12 protein-coding genes are annotated in these 14429 nt (G+C 70.4%); 5 read left to right on the top strand and 7 right to left on the bottom strand.

The window, feature by feature from the left end:
- The first annotated feature begins 178 nt into the window (after positions 1-178).
- From dhaK to ptsP, 3 genes are all read left to right on the top strand, one after another.
- Positions 179-1177, top strand: a complete 999-nt coding sequence (dhaK, locus tag KVY00_RS09675; protein ID WP_223042767.1) for a dihydroxyacetone kinase subunit DhaK — start codon at positions 179-181, stop codon at positions 1175-1177.
- A 120-nt stretch (positions 1178-1297) separates the two neighbouring features.
- Positions 1298-1927: a dihydroxyacetone kinase subunit DhaL gene (dhaL, locus tag KVY00_RS09670; protein ID WP_223042766.1), complete on the top strand. Its 630-nt coding sequence runs from the start codon at positions 1298-1300 to the stop codon at positions 1925-1927.
- Positions 1928-2161: 234 nt separating this feature from the next.
- Positions 2162-4753, top strand: coding sequence for a phosphoenolpyruvate--protein phosphotransferase (gene ptsP / locus KVY00_RS09665; RefSeq protein WP_223042765.1), 2592 nt, complete (start codon positions 2162-2164; stop codon positions 4751-4753).
- 61 nt (positions 4754-4814) lie between these two features.
- Here the strand turns inward: ptsP and KVY00_RS09660 are convergent, their stop codons facing one another.
- Positions 4815-5471 carry a hypothetical protein gene (locus KVY00_RS09660; RefSeq protein ID WP_223042764.1) on the bottom strand — a complete coding sequence of 219 codons (657 nt, stop codon included), beginning with the start codon at positions 5469-5471 and terminating at the stop codon, positions 4815-4817.
- A gap of 509 nt (positions 5472-5980) precedes the next feature.
- Between KVY00_RS09660 and KVY00_RS09655 the strand changes: the two genes are divergently transcribed.
- Positions 5981-8119, top strand: coding sequence for a DUF7507 domain-containing protein (locus KVY00_RS09655; protein WP_223042763.1), 2139 nt, complete (start codon positions 5981-5983; stop codon positions 8117-8119).
- A gap of 253 nt (positions 8120-8372) precedes the next feature.
- Here KVY00_RS09655 and KVY00_RS09650 read toward each other — a convergent pair whose 3' ends face one another.
- Positions 8373-9743: a hypothetical protein gene (locus KVY00_RS09650; RefSeq protein ID WP_223042762.1), complete on the bottom strand. Its 1371-nt coding sequence runs from the start codon at positions 9741-9743 to the stop codon at positions 8373-8375.
- Between the two features lie 205 nt (positions 9744-9948).
- Here KVY00_RS09650 and KVY00_RS09645 point away from each other — a divergent pair, with 205 nt between their 5' ends.
- Positions 9949-10788, top strand: coding sequence for an SDR family oxidoreductase (locus KVY00_RS09645; RefSeq protein ID WP_223042761.1), 840 nt, complete (start codon positions 9949-9951; stop codon positions 10786-10788).
- A 460-nt stretch (positions 10789-11248) separates the two neighbouring features.
- On the opposite strand, the gene KVY00_RS09640 is transcribed toward KVY00_RS09645, so the two are convergent.
- From KVY00_RS09640 to KVY00_RS09620, 5 genes are all read right to left on the bottom strand, one after another.
- The gene (locus KVY00_RS09640; protein ID WP_223042760.1) at positions 11249-11635 is read right to left on the bottom strand and encodes a PaaI family thioesterase; all 387 of its coding nucleotides are present in this window, start codon (positions 11633-11635) and stop codon (positions 11249-11251) included.
- Between the two features lie 115 nt (positions 11636-11750).
- The gene (locus KVY00_RS09635) at positions 11751-12125 is read right to left on the bottom strand and encodes an apolipoprotein A1/A4/E family protein (RefSeq protein WP_255572583.1); all 375 of its coding nucleotides are present in this window, start codon (positions 12123-12125) and stop codon (positions 11751-11753) included.
- A 156-nt stretch (positions 12126-12281) separates the two neighbouring features.
- Positions 12282-12788: a metallophosphoesterase family protein gene (locus KVY00_RS09630; protein ID WP_223042759.1), complete on the bottom strand. Its 507-nt coding sequence runs from the start codon at positions 12786-12788 to the stop codon at positions 12282-12284.
- 4 nt (positions 12789-12792) lie between these two features.
- Positions 12793-13626 (bottom strand): cytochrome c biogenesis CcdA family protein, encoded by an 834-nt coding sequence (locus tag KVY00_RS09625; RefSeq protein ID WP_223042758.1) that lies wholly within the window; start codon positions 13624-13626, stop codon positions 12793-12795.
- Between the two features lie 9 nt (positions 13627-13635).
- On the bottom strand, positions 13636-14388 hold the full coding sequence (locus tag KVY00_RS09620; protein ID WP_223042757.1) for a DsbA family protein: 753 nt from the start codon (positions 14386-14388) through the stop codon (positions 13636-13638).
- Between the last annotated feature and the right edge of the window lie 41 nt (positions 14389-14429).

The following is a 14429-nucleotide window of genomic DNA, read 5'->3' as shown; positions in this document are numbered from 1 at the left end:
CGGCTTCGCGCCCGATTTCACCCGGCTCGCGGCGGGAGCGCCGGTCGGCCCCGCCATTGACAGGCCCCGCCGGATCCACGAGTATCGGCAGTGTCGACGGAACCCCGCACGCGAGACGTTCACGGACGCTCGCAGCATCCGCCGCGATCAGCTCGAACCCGACGTGGAGGTCGCAGTCATGAAGAAGCTCATCAATGATCCGGCGGATGTGCTCGCCGACGCGCTCAAGGGCCTGGATCGGGCTCACCCGGAGCTCACCGTCGACCACGAGAACCGCGTGATCTACCGCAGCGAGCCGAAGGAGCAGGGCAAGGTCGCACTGCTCTCGGGCGGCGGATCGGGCCACGAGCCCCTGCACGGCGGCTTCGTCGGCCTCGGCATGCTCGACGCGGCCTGCGCGGGCGAGATGTTCACCTCCCCCACCCCCGACCAGGTGGTCGCGGCGACGAAGGGCGCGGACCGCGGCGCGGGAGTGCTGCACATCGTGAAGAACTACACGGGCGACGTGATGAACTTCGAGATGGCCGCCGAGATCGCCGCCGCCGAGACCGGGGTGGAGGTCGCGACAGTGGTCGTCGCCGACGACGTCGCGGTGCAGGATTCGCTGTACACCGCCGGTCGCCGCGGCGTGGGGCTGACCGTGCTCATGGAGAAGATCGTGGGGGCCGCAGCCGAGGAGGGGCAGGATCTCGCGGCGGTGACCGCTCTCGCCGAGAAGCTCAACGAGCGGGGACGGTCGATGGGCATGGCGCTCACCAGCTGCACCGTGCCCGCGGCGGGCAAGCCGACCTTCGACCTCCCCGAGAACGAGATCGAGATGGGCGTCGGCATCCACGGCGAGCCCGGGCGCAAGCGCGTGCCGCTCGCCCCCGCCTCCGAGATCGCCGCGCAGCTGGTCGAGCCGATCCTCGCCGACCGCGACTTCACCGGCGAACCCGTCATCGTGATGCTCAACGGCATGGGCGGCACCCCGCTCAGCGAGCTGCACCTCATGTACGGCGAGGTGGCCGAGCTGCTCGACCGTGCCGGCGTGACCGTGGCCCGCACCCTCGTGGGCGACTACATCACCTCGCTCGACATGGCCGGCTGCTCGGTCACGCTGCTCTCGGCCGACGATGAGATCCTGCGTCTCTGGGACGCGCCGGTGCGCACCCCCGGGCTGCGCTGGCTGGCGTAGAGCCGGCCGCGGGGCCTCGTCTCGACACGGGCCCCGATCCCGATCCTGATCGCGACCGCCGTTCGCGGCCCGCGCCCCGCTACTTCCGTTCTCCGACCGCTCGCACCACCGAAAGGCATCATGACCGACACCATCACCATCGACGCCCTCACCCGCTGGCTCACCGGCTTCGCCGAGCGGGTCGCCGAGCAGCGCGAGTACCTCACCGAACTCGACTCCGCGATCGGCGATGCCGATCACGGCGCCAACATGGCCCGCGGCATGGGAGCCGTGGTCGAGAAGATCGGGCAGGATCCCGCGGCCACCGTCGACGCCCTGCTCAAGACGACGGGCATGACGCTCGTCTCGTCGGTCGGCGGCGCGAGCGGACCCCTCTACGGCACCTTCTTCCTGCGCATGGGAGCGAAGGCCGGGGCGGTCGCCGAGCTCGACGCCGCGGGCCTGGGGGCGGCGCTGCGGGCGGGCTACGAGGGGATCCTGCAGCGCGGCAAGGCCGAGCCGGGCGACAAGACCATGATCGACGCCATGCTCCCGGCGCTCGACGCGTACGACGCGGCGGCGGGATCGGGATCGCTCGCGGACGCGCTGACCGCGGCGAGCGCGGCGGCGGCCGAGGGGCGCGACGCCACGGAGCCGCTCGTCGCGCGCAAGGGCAGGGCGAGCTACCTCGGCGACCGGTCAGCGGGGCACATCGATCCGGGCAGTGCGTCGACCGCGCTGCTCTTCGAGGCGCTGGCTGCGGCGGCCTGAGCGGCCCGTCGGGGATCCCGCCGGCGGGCCGCGGTACCTGCCTCGCCACCCCGCCGTCACCCGCGCCTCGTTGCCCGCGCTTCGGGCCGCGCCTCATTGCCCGCGCTCCCACCCCGCGCCGGGTTGCCCGCGCGTCATCCATCGCCGAGATACGAATTTCGCAGGCCGTCGCAGCTATCCGCGTGCGAGATCCGTATCTCGGCCACCATCGGAACACCCATCGGAGGTCTCAGCATGACGAATCGCGTCGGAATCGTCGTCGTCTCGCACAGCGCGCCGCTCGCGGAGGCGGCGGTCGCGCTGGCCCTCGAGATGACCCCGTCGGATCCTCCGCGGGTCGTGCTCGCGGCCGGCACCGCCGACGGCGGTACCGGCACCGACGCGATGCGCGTGGCCGAGGCGATCGGCGAGGCCGCTGCCGAGGGCGGGGGTGTGCTCGTGCTCATGGACCTCGGATCGGCCGTGCTCAGCGCCGAGATGGCGCTCGAGTTCGCCGACGTCGGCGAGACCCCCGTGCGCCTCACGAGCGCGCCGATCGTGGAGGGACTGCTCGCGGCGGTCGTGACCGCCGCCTCGGGGGCCTCGCTCGACGACGTCGAGGCCGAGGCGCGGGGCGCCCTCGCGGCGAAGAGCTCGCACCTGGTCGAGGAGGACGCGGATCCGGGTTCGGGATCCGGTTCCGCCCCGGCCGACGGAGCGGGCGAGACGGAGACCTCCGCGGGAGCCGAGGAGACGAGGGCCGAGGTCGGGGTCGAAGCGGAGGTCGAGGTGCTGAACCGCGACGGCCTGCACGCGCGCCCCGCAGCGCTCGTGATCGGCGCGCTCGCGGGCCGCGACGCGGTGCTGCGGGTCGCCCGACCGGGATCAGATCCCGTGCGCGTGAGCGGGCCGACCGCACTTCTCGCGCTCGGCGTCGGCCAGGGCGAGACCCTGCGGCTCACCGCCGAGGGCGCAGACGCGCGGGCACTGCTCGACGAGCTCGTCGCGCTCTTCGCCGACGGATTCGGCGAGCCGACGGATCCCGCCCCTGGTGATGCCGGAATAGGCGATCCCGGATCAGGCGGTGCGGCCACGCCCGATCCCGCGCCGCCCGCCGCCCCGGATGCCCCCGCCACTGCCGCTCCCCCGCAGCCCGCAGGCCGTACCGACGGTCGCACCACAAGCCGCACCGCAGGCGGGTCAGCTCCCGGCGGAGCACCGATCGGCGTGAGCGCCGGTCGCGTCGCGGGGCGCGTGGTGCTCATGCCCGGGCCGGTGGCCGAGCCGCCCGAGGGTCCGGCGATCGCCGACGCGGACCGAGAGCGCGAAGCCGCGCGAGTCGCGGAGGCAGCCGACGCCGTCGCGGCCGCACTGCGAAAGCGCGCCGAGCGCGCGGGCGAGGAGGGGCGCGCGATCCTCGAGGCGGGGGCCGCGATCGCCGCGGACGAGGATCTCAGGGAGGCGGCCCGCGAGCGGATCCGATCCGGATCCCCGGCCGCACGAGCCGTCTGGGACGCCTTCGGCGCCGCCGCCGAAGCCCTCCGCGCCGTCGGCGGACGCACGGCCGAGCGCGCCGCCGACATCTCCGACGTGCGCGCCCGCATCGTGGCCGCGCTCACCGGCCAGCAGCAGCCGGGGCTCCCCGACACCGACGATCCCTACGTGCTCGTCGCCCACGACCTCGCCCCCGCCGACACGGCGGTGCTCGATCCCGAACTCTGCCTCGCGCTCGTCACCGAGGAGGGCGGCCCCACCTCGCACACCGCGATCCTCGCGCGCGGGCACGGCATCCCCGCGGTCGTCGCGGCCCGCGGCGCCTGGAGCGACCCCCAGGGCGACACCCTGCTCGTCGACGGTTCGACGGGAGAACTCGTGTGGGATCCCTCGCCCGAACTCACCGCCTCCCTCGCCGAGCGCGCCGAGATCGCTCCGTTCGACGGGGAGGGCCGCACCTCCGACGGCCACCGCGTGCCCCTGCTCGCGAACGTCGGCAAGGCCGCCGACGCCGAGGAGGGCGCCCGGGCGAACGCGGAGGGCGTGGGCCTCTTCCGCACCGAGTTCTGCTTCCTGGGCCGCACCGAGGAGCCGAGCGTCGACGAGCAGATCGCGGCCTACCGCGGCGTTTTCGCGGCGTTCCCCGGCAAGCGGGTCGTGGTGCGCACGCTCGACGCCGGATCCGACAAACCGCTCGCGTTCGTGCCGACCGGCGAGGAGGAGAATCCCGCGCTCGGCGTGCGCGGCCTGCGCACCTCGTGGATCGTTCCCGAGCTGCTCGATCGGCAGCTCGAGGCGATCGCGGCCGCCGCCGCGCAGGAGCGAGCCGAGGTCGCGGTGATGGCGCCCATGGTCGCCACCGTCGCGGAGGCGGCGGACTTCGCCGAGCGGGCGCGCGCACGAGGCCTCGAGCGCGTCGGCGTGATGATCGAGACCCCCTCGGCCGCGCTGCTCGCCGACCGCCTCTTCGAGGTGATCGACTTCGTGAGCCTCGGCACCAACGATCTCACCCAGTACACGATGGCCGCGGACCGGCTGCTGGGCTCGCTCGCCGCGCTGGGCGACCCGTGGCAGCCGGCCGTGATCGAGCTCATCGCGCGGGCCGGAGCCGCAGGGGCCGCGGTCGGCGGCAGCGTGGGCGTGTGCGGCGAGGCGGCGGCCGACCCTCTGCTCGCGGCCGTGCTCGTCGGTGCCGGCGCGACGAGCCTGTCGATGTCGGCGCGTGCGATCCCCGCGGTCGCCGCGCAGCTGAGGGCGGTGAGCCTCGAGCAGTGCCGGGAGGCCGCGTCGGCGGTCATCGAAGCCCGCGACACCGGGGCGGCCAGGGCTGCGGCGAGCGCGATCCTGCGCTGAGCGGGTGTGTGGCGGGCGGGTGCACTGCGGGAGGGCGCGCTGAACGGGGTGCGCCGCGTCGTCAGAAGTGCCGTAGCGCCTCGCGCGCGAGCGTGGGCTCGGGAGCACTCGATATCTCGACGATCCAGATGCGATCCTTGAAGAAGTAGCTGCGGTGCATCGGGGCGACCCCGCCCTCGGAGAAGTCGGAGTAGCGGATCCAGCCCTCCTCCTCCGACCGCACGAATACCGAGCCGTCGAGCTCCGCGATCAGGGCGTCCCGAGCGTCGGCGTTCAGCTCGGCGACGTACAGGCGGCTGATGCCGTCGCTCGCGGGGATACCCCACGCGCAGTGCCGCATCTGCTCGGCCCCGTCGAGCGCTGCGATCGCAGCGGGACCCAAGGCGAGCTCCCTCGCCTTGTCCTGGATCTCCTGCGAGTCGTGGAACGTCTCGATATCGGGCGCGCCCGGAAACTGCTCGCGGACCGTCTCGAGGGGCACCAGCTCCTCGCAGCTCGGGATCGCGACCGGGGACTCGGTGGGGTCGGGCTGCGGTGCTGTCGTCTTCGGCGGTGTGCTCTCAGACGGTTCCGTCGTCTCGGAGGAGCCTGTGGGGGCGGGATCCTCGGTCGGCCCCTCAGCCGGAGCAGCGCAGCCCATCAGCACCAGCGGGATCCCGAGGGCCAGCGAGGCCCGGAGGATCACGGCGGCGATTCCCGATCTCGGCTTCGCGACCATACCTCCACGGTACGCTTCGGAGCGCCTGCGCGGTAGGGCGCCGGTCGCGGGGGCGGGAGGGGCGCCGGTCGCGGGGCGGTAAGGGCGCCGGTCGCGGTCGAGTCGGCCCCTTTCTGGCGACTCGACGCCTTTCTGGCGAGGCAGCCCCTCCTACCGAGGCAGCCCCTTCCTACCGAGGCAGCCCCCTCCCTGCCGAGGCGGTCCCTCCCTGCCGGGACGGCCCCTTCCTGCCGAGACCGCCTCTTCCCACCGAGACCGCCCCTTCCTGCCGAGACCGCCTACAATTCGCGCGAATTGTAGGCGGTCTCGACGCTTTCAGGCCGACTCGATGTGCGGGCGCGGGGGGAGGCATCGCTCCTCGAACTTCGCTCACAATCACGGGCTTTTCGTGACCCCGCGCGACTTATCCACTGATCTACTTTTTCGCCGATTCTCGGGTCATCCACCCCCTCAGGATGGTGTGACCGGCGACCGCCGGGCCGATCAACGACCAAGGGATGACCCTCTTCATGAATACCTTCGACCAGCAGATGAAGCGCAGAGCGTTCGGGCGGCAGGCCGCTGCGGGCACGCTCTCAGTACTCGCGGTCGTGTGGCTCGCCCCCACGACCGCGCACGCCGTCGCGGACGCTCCGGCAGCACCCGACAGCTCGATTACCGACCCGCCCGCGGCATCCTCAGCGCCGCCCGAAGCGGCGCTCCCAGCGGTGCCCGACTCCGCACCCGAAGCGGCGCCCGTAGTGAGAGATTTCGCGCGGATCTTCACCGATATCACCGCCTCCGAGCAGAACCTCACCCCGGATGGCGAGCTGCACGTCACCGAGGGCGTCATCATCGTCGGCGGCGCGCTGAGGGTTCCCGCGGCCGCAAGAGCGGGAGAGATGATCGAGCTCGGTCTCGACAACGGATTCGCGTTCCGCAGCTTCAAGGATCTCGAGATCCGCACACCCGACGGCACGCTGATCGCCACCGCGTCGGCGACCGCCACGCGCTTGACGATCTCGTTCGCGGACGGTGTGGATCGTCTGCAGAACGTGACGGGTACCTTCACCGTGACCGTGCGCGGCGAGCACCTCTTCGAAGCCGCGAACTCGCAGGTGCTGAACCTCATCGCCCCGAACGGGCAGCTGCTCGGCCCGGGCAGCTCGCACACGATGCAGCAGCAACTCCCGAACGCGACCGGGATGCTCCTGAGCACCGGAATCGCCTCGGGCAATGAGATCGGCGTGACGGCGATGGTGCAGTACTCCCCGCAGGGCAGGGCCAAGGGACCGCTCGACCCGGGGACCGTGAAGTTCACGGTCGAATCGCGTGAGCGCGATGCCGTGGTGAACGCCGACTATCGGTGGAGCTACCGCTTCATCGACTCCGCCGGTCTCCTCATGAGCACCGCTGCCCCGGGCGTGACCGGCACCGCGGTCGCGAAGCGGGTGAGCAACAAGCGGGTCGTGCTCACACTCCCTACCGGGGTGCAAGTGCCCGAGGGCGCCGTCGGTGTTCGTCTCTCCGCCGGCTACATCGTGGGCAAGCCCTCGGCTCAGTATCACTTCGCCTACAGGGTGGAAGCGATGGGCGATACGCCCGTCGACACCTTCAACAACATCCCCGAGAACACCGATGCGAATCGCGACAGCGTGTATCGATCGACGATCCGGTCGGCGAAGCTCGACGGGGCCGCCGATGGAGTGCTCCGCCCCGCGCGCACGGCCATCACCAAGGAGGTGACCTCGGACGCGTCGCGCCTCATGGCCGGCGATACGGTCAGCTACGAGATCGTGACGACGAACGAGGAGACCTCACGGGCGGCGGTCGGCGTCGTGACGACCGACACGCTGCCCGATGGCGTGGAGGTAGTGTCGGTCTCCGACCTGGCACGAGCCGATGGACGCCGGATCGTGTGGCCCGCGGTCGACCTCGCCGGCGGCGAGACATCCACCCGCACGGTGGAGGTGAAGGTCACGGAGAAGAGCGCGGATCTCCTGAGGAATGAGGCCACCAACACGGGCGTGAACACCTGCTTCGCCAGCGATACGACGGGCTCGGTGTGCGCCGCAGACGCCTCGGTGCCGGTGGTGAAGCCCGGCCTCGAGACGATCAAGACGGTCGCCGAGGTGCAGGACACCAACCAGGACGGCGCGCGCGGCAACGCCGGCGACACGATCGTCTACGACATCACCGCGAAGAACACCGGTAACACGACCGAGGAGTCCATCATGCTCACCGACGAGCTCCTCGGACTCGAGGGGCAGGAGTGCCTCGCCGAACCGCTTCCGGCAGGAGAACAGGTCTCATGCATCGGCGACTTCGAGCACGTCATCACCGAGGCCGATGAGAAGGCCGGTGAGGTGCACAACATCGCGACCCTGCAAGTACCGGGGATCGATCCCGTTCCCGGCGAGGTGACCGAGAAGACCACGCCGACCCCCGAGCCCGCCGCGGAGCAACCGACGGAGACCACAAAGGAGGACGCTCCGAAGGAGGGCTCGAAGCAGCGGGCGCAGCACGAGACTCCGCTCGCAATGACCGGCGGGGAGGGTCTGCTGCCCCTCGCCGGTACCGTGGCGTCGCTTTTCGGAGCAGCCGGGGGTCTGCTCGCGTTCATGGCTTGGAAGCGGAAGCGCGCCGCGGCCGAAGGAGCCGAGCGGTGAGCGGCCGCGAATGCTCGCACGGCTGCTGAGCGAGCATTCGCGGCTGACCGGCTCCGCTGAATAACCCGGCTGAGCGGATCCGCTGAGCAACCCGGCTGAGCGACTCGGCTGACCGGATCGGCCGACCGGATCGGCGTTCGCGGTGAGCCCCGGGCCGGGGCCGGTCCCGCAACGCCGATCCGGGCGGCCCCCTCGCCACGCAGCAAGAGGCCGCCGTGAGTGAGTTCTCACCCGTCCCGACGTTCCGCCTCGCTCAGGGGGCGTTGTTCCAGCTCTCGATGAAGGCCCGTCCCTGCTTCGCGGCTCGAGGTCCGGCATCGTCGGGGTCGATCCTTGGCGCTGCGATCAGACAGAAGGCGCCATCGCCCTGTTCGACGCAGAGCCGTTCACCGGGCTCCGCGAGATCCTTCACCCCTGGCGCGTACTCCCCGAGATCGGCATCGGCGACATCGTCGGCTATCACGAGTTCGATCGAGTATCCGGCTGACCGGCGCACGGCCTCCACTCCATCCCGGGCGAGCAGATCCGCCATCGGACGGATCGAGTCGGCCAGGCGCGAGGGCGTCTCCTCCAGTTCGAGCGTCGGCTCATCGGGCCGACCGCTCGACACGGTGATCGTCTCGATCATCGCGGCGCGCGGATCCTCGGCCAACACCCCCACGAGCTCCTCGGCATCGACCACCGATTTCAGGTGGAATGCCGCCGTGCGATCGTCGGTCCACACGGTATCGATGGTGTCGATGCGCTCGTCGCCCATGTCGGCGAGGATCGACCTCACGGTGTCGCCGTTCGCACCCGGGAAGAGCGTGACGAGGTTGCTTTCCACGAACACCTCGATGCCCGACACCCCCGGCGCCGCGCGCGCGATCGATGCCGCCTCCGAAGCGTCCCGCTCGCTGCCGACCGTCACGGTGAACGCGTCCTGCTCCGCGCGGAACGACGTCAGAGCGACCTCCGCTCGCAGCGCGTCATAGGCGTGCTGCGCCCGCTCCAGCCACGGACCCGGCCGACCCGACAACTCCACCGACCCCTCCGACGCTGACTCGGCTGCGACCGTGATGGCGGGCTCCAGCCCCCTCTCCGAGAAGCGACCCGCGGTCTCTTCGAAGAGGGCGAAGGCGCTCGGCGCGTCCACCGCCTGCAGCGCGACGTGGGTGATGTCACTGCGGTGATCCTGAGATCCGATGGCCCCCGAGACCGATACGGCCTCGGCTCGCTGCGCGAGTGCGAGATCGAGGACCGCCTCGTTCGTCTCAGTGTCGGTGAGCACCGGGATCCGCCACTCATCGGCCTCGATATCGATACTGACCCGCGCCTCCCCGCCGCGGTCGGCCTCTCGTGCGGCGAACTCGACGATGCGCTCCGAGACGTCGCGCACTTGCTCGTCGCTCGACCCGTCGCGCAGGATCACCGTGCCGCCGACACCACCGGTGAACGGCATGTTGTCGGCGCTGGAGAGGTCGAGGCTCTCGATCGCAGGATCGGCGGAGAATTCCTGCCTGAACGCGCTCGCAACGCCGTCGCCCGTCATGCACCCCGTGAGCGACACGAGCGCGCACGTCGCTGCGGCGAGCGCGGCGCGAATGCGGTGCCGGCGTCGCCGACGCTCGTGCCGCTCAGGCATCGCACCTCCCGGCAGGATCGCGCTCGTCAGGCGGCCGCTCTCGGGCACTCCCCGCCGTCGGCGAGGGCATGTGGAGGCAGACCGTGAGAGAACACTATCCCGATTCAGCCGGTTCCGTGCAGGTAAGCGGCACCGTCGACACCGGGCGGGCATCAGGACCCCCGATACTCCTCACCCCCGTCAGCGCCGTCGCTAGGCTGGCAGCATGACCCGAACGACTGCGGCAATCATCACCGGCGCCTCCCGTGGAATCGGCGAGGCGATCGCGCGAACGCTCGCTGCGAGCGGCGTCGCGGTCGGGTTGATCGCCCGAGGCAGTGAGGGCCTCGCACGGGTCGCGGGCGAGATCGTCGAGGCAGGAGGCCGCGCGGCGCACCGCCCGGTCGACGTGACCGACGATGCGGCCGTGCAGGCCGCGGTCGCGGAGCTGACCGCCGAGCTGAACGCACCGATCAGCCTGCTCGTGAACAATGCCGGGCGCATCGACACCGAGGTACCGCTGTGGCAGGCCGACGCGCACGAGTGGCGAGAGGTGATCGAGACGAACCTCATCGGCTCATTCCATGTTTCCCGGGCGACCATCCCTCTGATGCTCGAGCAGGGCGGAGGCCGGGTGGTCGAACTGGTCTCCGGCGCCGGCGCCCGGGACTGGGCGAAAGCCTCGGCCTACACCTCGAGCAAGGCCGCCATGATCCGCAACGTCGGCCACCTGCATGAGGCCGGCTTCGCACTCGGTCTGCGCAGCTTCGCGGTTTCACCCGGCACGGTGAAGACCGCGATGAGCACGTCGATGCAGCTGCACGCGAACCGCACCGAGTTCACCCCGGTCGAGCGCACGACCGAGTTGGTGCTCGCGATCCACCGCGGCGAGCTCGACAGCTGGTCGGGCAAGTATCTGCGAGTGACGCACGACAGCCCCGAGTCGCTCGCCGCATATGCGGCCCTGCACGGCGCTCCCCCGGAAGCGGCCCGACGCCTCGGGATCGCCCCCTGGGGCGACGACGACCCGCAGCTGGCAGAGATGCTGGTGCCGAAGCCCCGCTGAGCGGGCGGAGATGGCCGCATCTCGCACGGGACACAGTGCTCTTCTCCCCGGGGATTCTTCTTGTCTCCCAGATGCGTCGATTTTCGGATGTCGAGCGGCCGGCTGCGCTGTCGTCAGATCCCGCTCCCCACTGTAAACCTGCGCCACTGTAGACCTATTGCACCGTTGTAGACCTCCAGCACCGTACGAGAGGTCTACAACGGTGCGGGAGGTCTGCATCGGCGGGACCGACGGGAACACACGAACCCCAGACGCGTCCCCCTGTTGGCGTGGCCCTGCGCGAGGGTCGTCGTCATAACTCCGGCGATTCGCGGGAGAGCGGGGGCTGGACACTGATGCTTGCCGGTCTCGTGCGGATCCCCGGAGTTCTGACGGGGCAGGCTCAGAGCGGACAGCGCCAGTGGGATGTGACGGCTCTCACTGCCCCGGACATGGACTGACGGGATCCCGATCACGGCTCCTAGAGCTCGGGCGGAATCTGGATCGCGACCATCTCCCCGGTGACGCACACCTCGCCCTCCGCGGAGAGTTCGAGCGCGACTACGACCTTGCGTCCGCTGATGCTGTCGAGCCGTCCCCGCACCGTCAGTTCGACGCCCATCGGCGTCGGCCTCCGATAGACCACCGTGAGAGTGCCCGTGACGAAGCGCAGCGGTTCGCCCCCGTCGCCCACCTCGCGCCCCCGCGCGCGATGCGCGAAGCCGGAGGCCGCCGCCGCACCGTGGCAATCCAACAGCGAGGCGAGCAGTCCTCCGTAGACATGCCCGGGCACTCCGCCCGTGTACTCCGGAGAAGGTGTGAACCTGAGCACGGCCTCATCGCCCTCGAGATAGCTCCTGAATCGCATGCCGTGTGGATTGGCGGGGCCGCAGCCGTGGCAGTGCGCGAACCGCTCGGGGTACGAATCCTGTATCGCCTGCATGTATCGCTCCCCTCCCGCACGAGCCTCTTCAGGGATGCGGCTAGCGCGTCAGCTGCAAAGGCGGCCGCGAGGGGCCCTCCAAGCGGGCGACGGCGACCTTCAGATCGGTCACCTCTGCCGCGAGGCCGCCGATACGCTCACCCATCTCGTCGATACGCCCCGTCAACTTCTCATCGACCTGATCGATCCGCGCCGTCAACTTCTCATCGACCTGATCGATCCGCGCCGTCAATCTCACATCGACCTCGTTGATCCGAGACGACAAATCCTCCTCGACTCGATCGATCCGATCCCCGAGCCCCGTCTCCACCCGATCGAGTCGCCGGTCGAAGTGCGTGATCATCCAACCGAACCCCGCCGCGAGGGCTACGAGCAGCGTGGCGGCGCTGACGACGGTGGTGATGACTGCGACCACGATGGAACCCCTCTCGACGATTGGCGCGATGCGATCGGATCGGATGCGATGCGATGCGATCCGACGCGATGCACTCAGTGTAGGCAGGGCGGCGGGGTCGTGAGACGGATTCCGGGAATCTGTGGATAACTCGCGCGAACCCGTCGGCTACTGCCCTCAGGTTCGGACGACCGGCACGAGTTCGACGTCTCGGAGCGCTCCCGCATCGGCGACGGCGGTCATGAAGGTGCAGACCGGCTGCCGGCGCCGATCAGTCGGGGAGCCCGGGTTGAGCAGCCGCAGCCCGCTCGGCGTCGTCGTGTCCCACGGGATGTGGCTGTGCCCGAACACGAGCACGTCGAACCCCGCGAAGCGCTCGTCCATGCGCTTCTCGCGCCCCTGCGCGGCACCGGTCTCGTGCACGACGGCGAGGCGGATCCCCTCGATCTCCGCGGTGGCGATCTCGGGCAGCCGCACCCGCAGCCCGGGCCCGTCATTGTTTCCGAAGACGGCGATCAGTCGGCGCGAGCGCTGCTCGAGCGCGTCGAGGGTGACCTCGTCCACCCAGTCGCCCGCATGGATGACGACATCGGCCGCTTCGACCGCGTCCCACACGGGGTCGGGCAGCGCCTTCGCGCGCTTCGGCAGGTGGGTATCCGCGAGCAGGACGAGAGATGCGGGCATAGATCTATTGAACCGGATCCCGCGCCGCTCGCTGCGCGCGCCGCTTGCGGAAGCGGACGAGGATCAATGCCGCCCCGCTGATGACGACAGCCCCGAGCAGCACCCACAGGTCCGAGATACTCCCCGTCGCCCCGAGCACCGATCCCTCGAGTCGCGCCTGGTCGGTGGCTCCGAGCACCCCGCCGAGCGAGGTGGTACCTCTGGTGACCAGCAGGAAGACGCCGATCGCGATGGTCAGCGCACCGCCGATCACCCCGGTCCACGTGTTGCGCCACGGCCCGATCCGGATCTCCCGCGGCCGCACCAGCTTCTTCACCGCCGGGATCCTGCCCCAGAGCAGCGCGAGGAACAGCAGTGGCAGCGCCATTCCCGCAGCAAAGACCAGCAGTACGAGCCCGCCGTAGACCGCGTTGCCGCCCATCGCCGCGTAGGTGAGCACGGCGCCGAGCAGCGGCCCCGCGCAGACGCCGGCGAGCCCGTAGACCGTGCCGAGCGCATACACCGACAATCCGGAGGTGCCGTCGAGCCCGGATGCACCGCGCAGGCGGAGGAACGGCAGGTTCAGCAGCATGATCGCGCCGAGCACGATCACCACGATCGAAGCGACCGTGACGAACACGAAGCGGTGCGCGTTGATGAACGCGCCGAGCGTGCCCGCGAGCATGCCGAGCGGCACCAGGGTGGTGATGAGGCCGAGGTAGAAGACGCCGGTGCGTGATACGACCTGCCGGGGCGCGGTGAACGCGTACGAGAAGAACGCCGGAAGCAGCATGACCGAGCAGGGGCTCAGCAGCGTGAGCACGCCGCCGAGCAGCGCACCGAGCAGACCGATGTTCACGAGTTCTCGCTACTTCTGCGCGTCGGCGAGCACCCCGTCGAGGAACTCGCGGAAGGCCTCGACCGGCTGCGCTCCCGACAAGGCCTGCCCATCGGCGACGAAGAACGGCACTCCGCTCACGCCGAGCTGCTGCGCCTGCGCCGTGCTCGCCTCGACGGCACGCCGCAGTTCGGGATCGTCGAGATCCCTCTCGAACTGCGCGAGATCCGCGATCCCCGCCGTCTTCGCGAAGCCGATTAGCTTCTCACGCGGCATGTCCGGGTGGCCCTCCTCCGGTGCAGCAGCGTAGAGCGCCTCCAGATACTCTGCGTACCCGCCCTGATTGCCGGCGGCGCGGGCAGCGATCGCGGCATCTGCCGACTCGTCGCCGAAGTAGGCGACATCGTTGATCTCGATGCGCACCTTCCCTGCTTCGACGTACTCCTCGATGATCGCCGGCAGGGTGTCCCGATTGAACACGGCGCAGAAGGGGCAGCGCATATCCGTCCACTCGCTGAGCACGACCGGCGCATCGGGATCGCCGATCGCCATCGGATCCTCAGGATCGGCGCGCACGTAGCTCGCCTCGTCCGGCCCGCTCTGCTCCGCCGACGGCGCCGAGGTCTCGGCGGGAGCGCCCGACGTCTCCGTGCCCTGCTCGGTCGACTGGGCGAACAGAGCGATGCCCAGGAACACGCATACCGCCAGGAGCAGGAGGGTGACGACCCTCAGTCGGCGGTACTTCTGCAGAGGGACGGTCGAGGACGGGGAGGGAGCGGCCATCCATCTAGGATACAAGCGGAATCCTACAGATGATGGGTAAG

It is taken from the genome of Leucobacter tenebrionis, from assembly GCF_019884725.1.
In the GTDB taxonomy this organism is placed as follows: domain Bacteria; phylum Actinomycetota; class Actinomycetes; order Actinomycetales; family Microbacteriaceae; genus Leucobacter; species Leucobacter tenebrionis.
Note: the sequence above shows the minus strand (reverse complement) of the source record. Positions and strands in the feature narration are given on the sequence as shown.

Excerpts from the sequence above, each read along its gene's own strand:
- dhaK (WP_223042767.1), top strand. The coding sequence starts at position 179 with ATGAAGAAGCTCATCAATGATCCGGCGGATGTGCTCGCCGACGCGCTC.
- dhaL (WP_223042766.1), top strand. The coding sequence starts at position 1,298 with ATGACCGACACCATCACCATCGACGCCCTCACCCGCTGGCTCACCGGC.
- ptsP (WP_223042765.1), top strand. The coding sequence starts at position 2,162 with ATGACGAATCGCGTCGGAATCGTCGTCGTCTCGCACAGCGCGCCGCTC.
- KVY00_RS09660 (WP_223042764.1), bottom strand. The coding sequence starts at position 5,471 with ATGGTCGCGAAGCCGAGATCGGGAATCGCCGCCGTGATCCTCCGGGCC.
- KVY00_RS09655 (WP_223042763.1), top strand. The coding sequence starts at position 5,981 with ATGAATACCTTCGACCAGCAGATGAAGCGCAGAGCGTTCGGGCGGCAG.
- KVY00_RS09650 (WP_223042762.1), bottom strand. The coding sequence starts at position 9,743 with ATGCCTGAGCGGCACGAGCGTCGGCGACGCCGGCACCGCATTCGCGCC.
- KVY00_RS09645 (WP_223042761.1), top strand. The coding sequence starts at position 9,949 with ATGACCCGAACGACTGCGGCAATCATCACCGGCGCCTCCCGTGGAATC.
- KVY00_RS09640 (WP_223042760.1), bottom strand. The coding sequence starts at position 11,635 with ATGCGATTCAGGAGCTATCTCGAGGGCGATGAGGCCGTGCTCAGGTTC.
- KVY00_RS09630 (WP_223042759.1), bottom strand. The coding sequence starts at position 12,788 with ATGCCCGCATCTCTCGTCCTGCTCGCGGATACCCACCTGCCGAAGCGC.
- KVY00_RS09620 (WP_223042757.1), bottom strand. The coding sequence starts at position 14,388 with ATGGCCGCTCCCTCCCCGTCCTCGACCGTCCCTCTGCAGAAGTACCGC.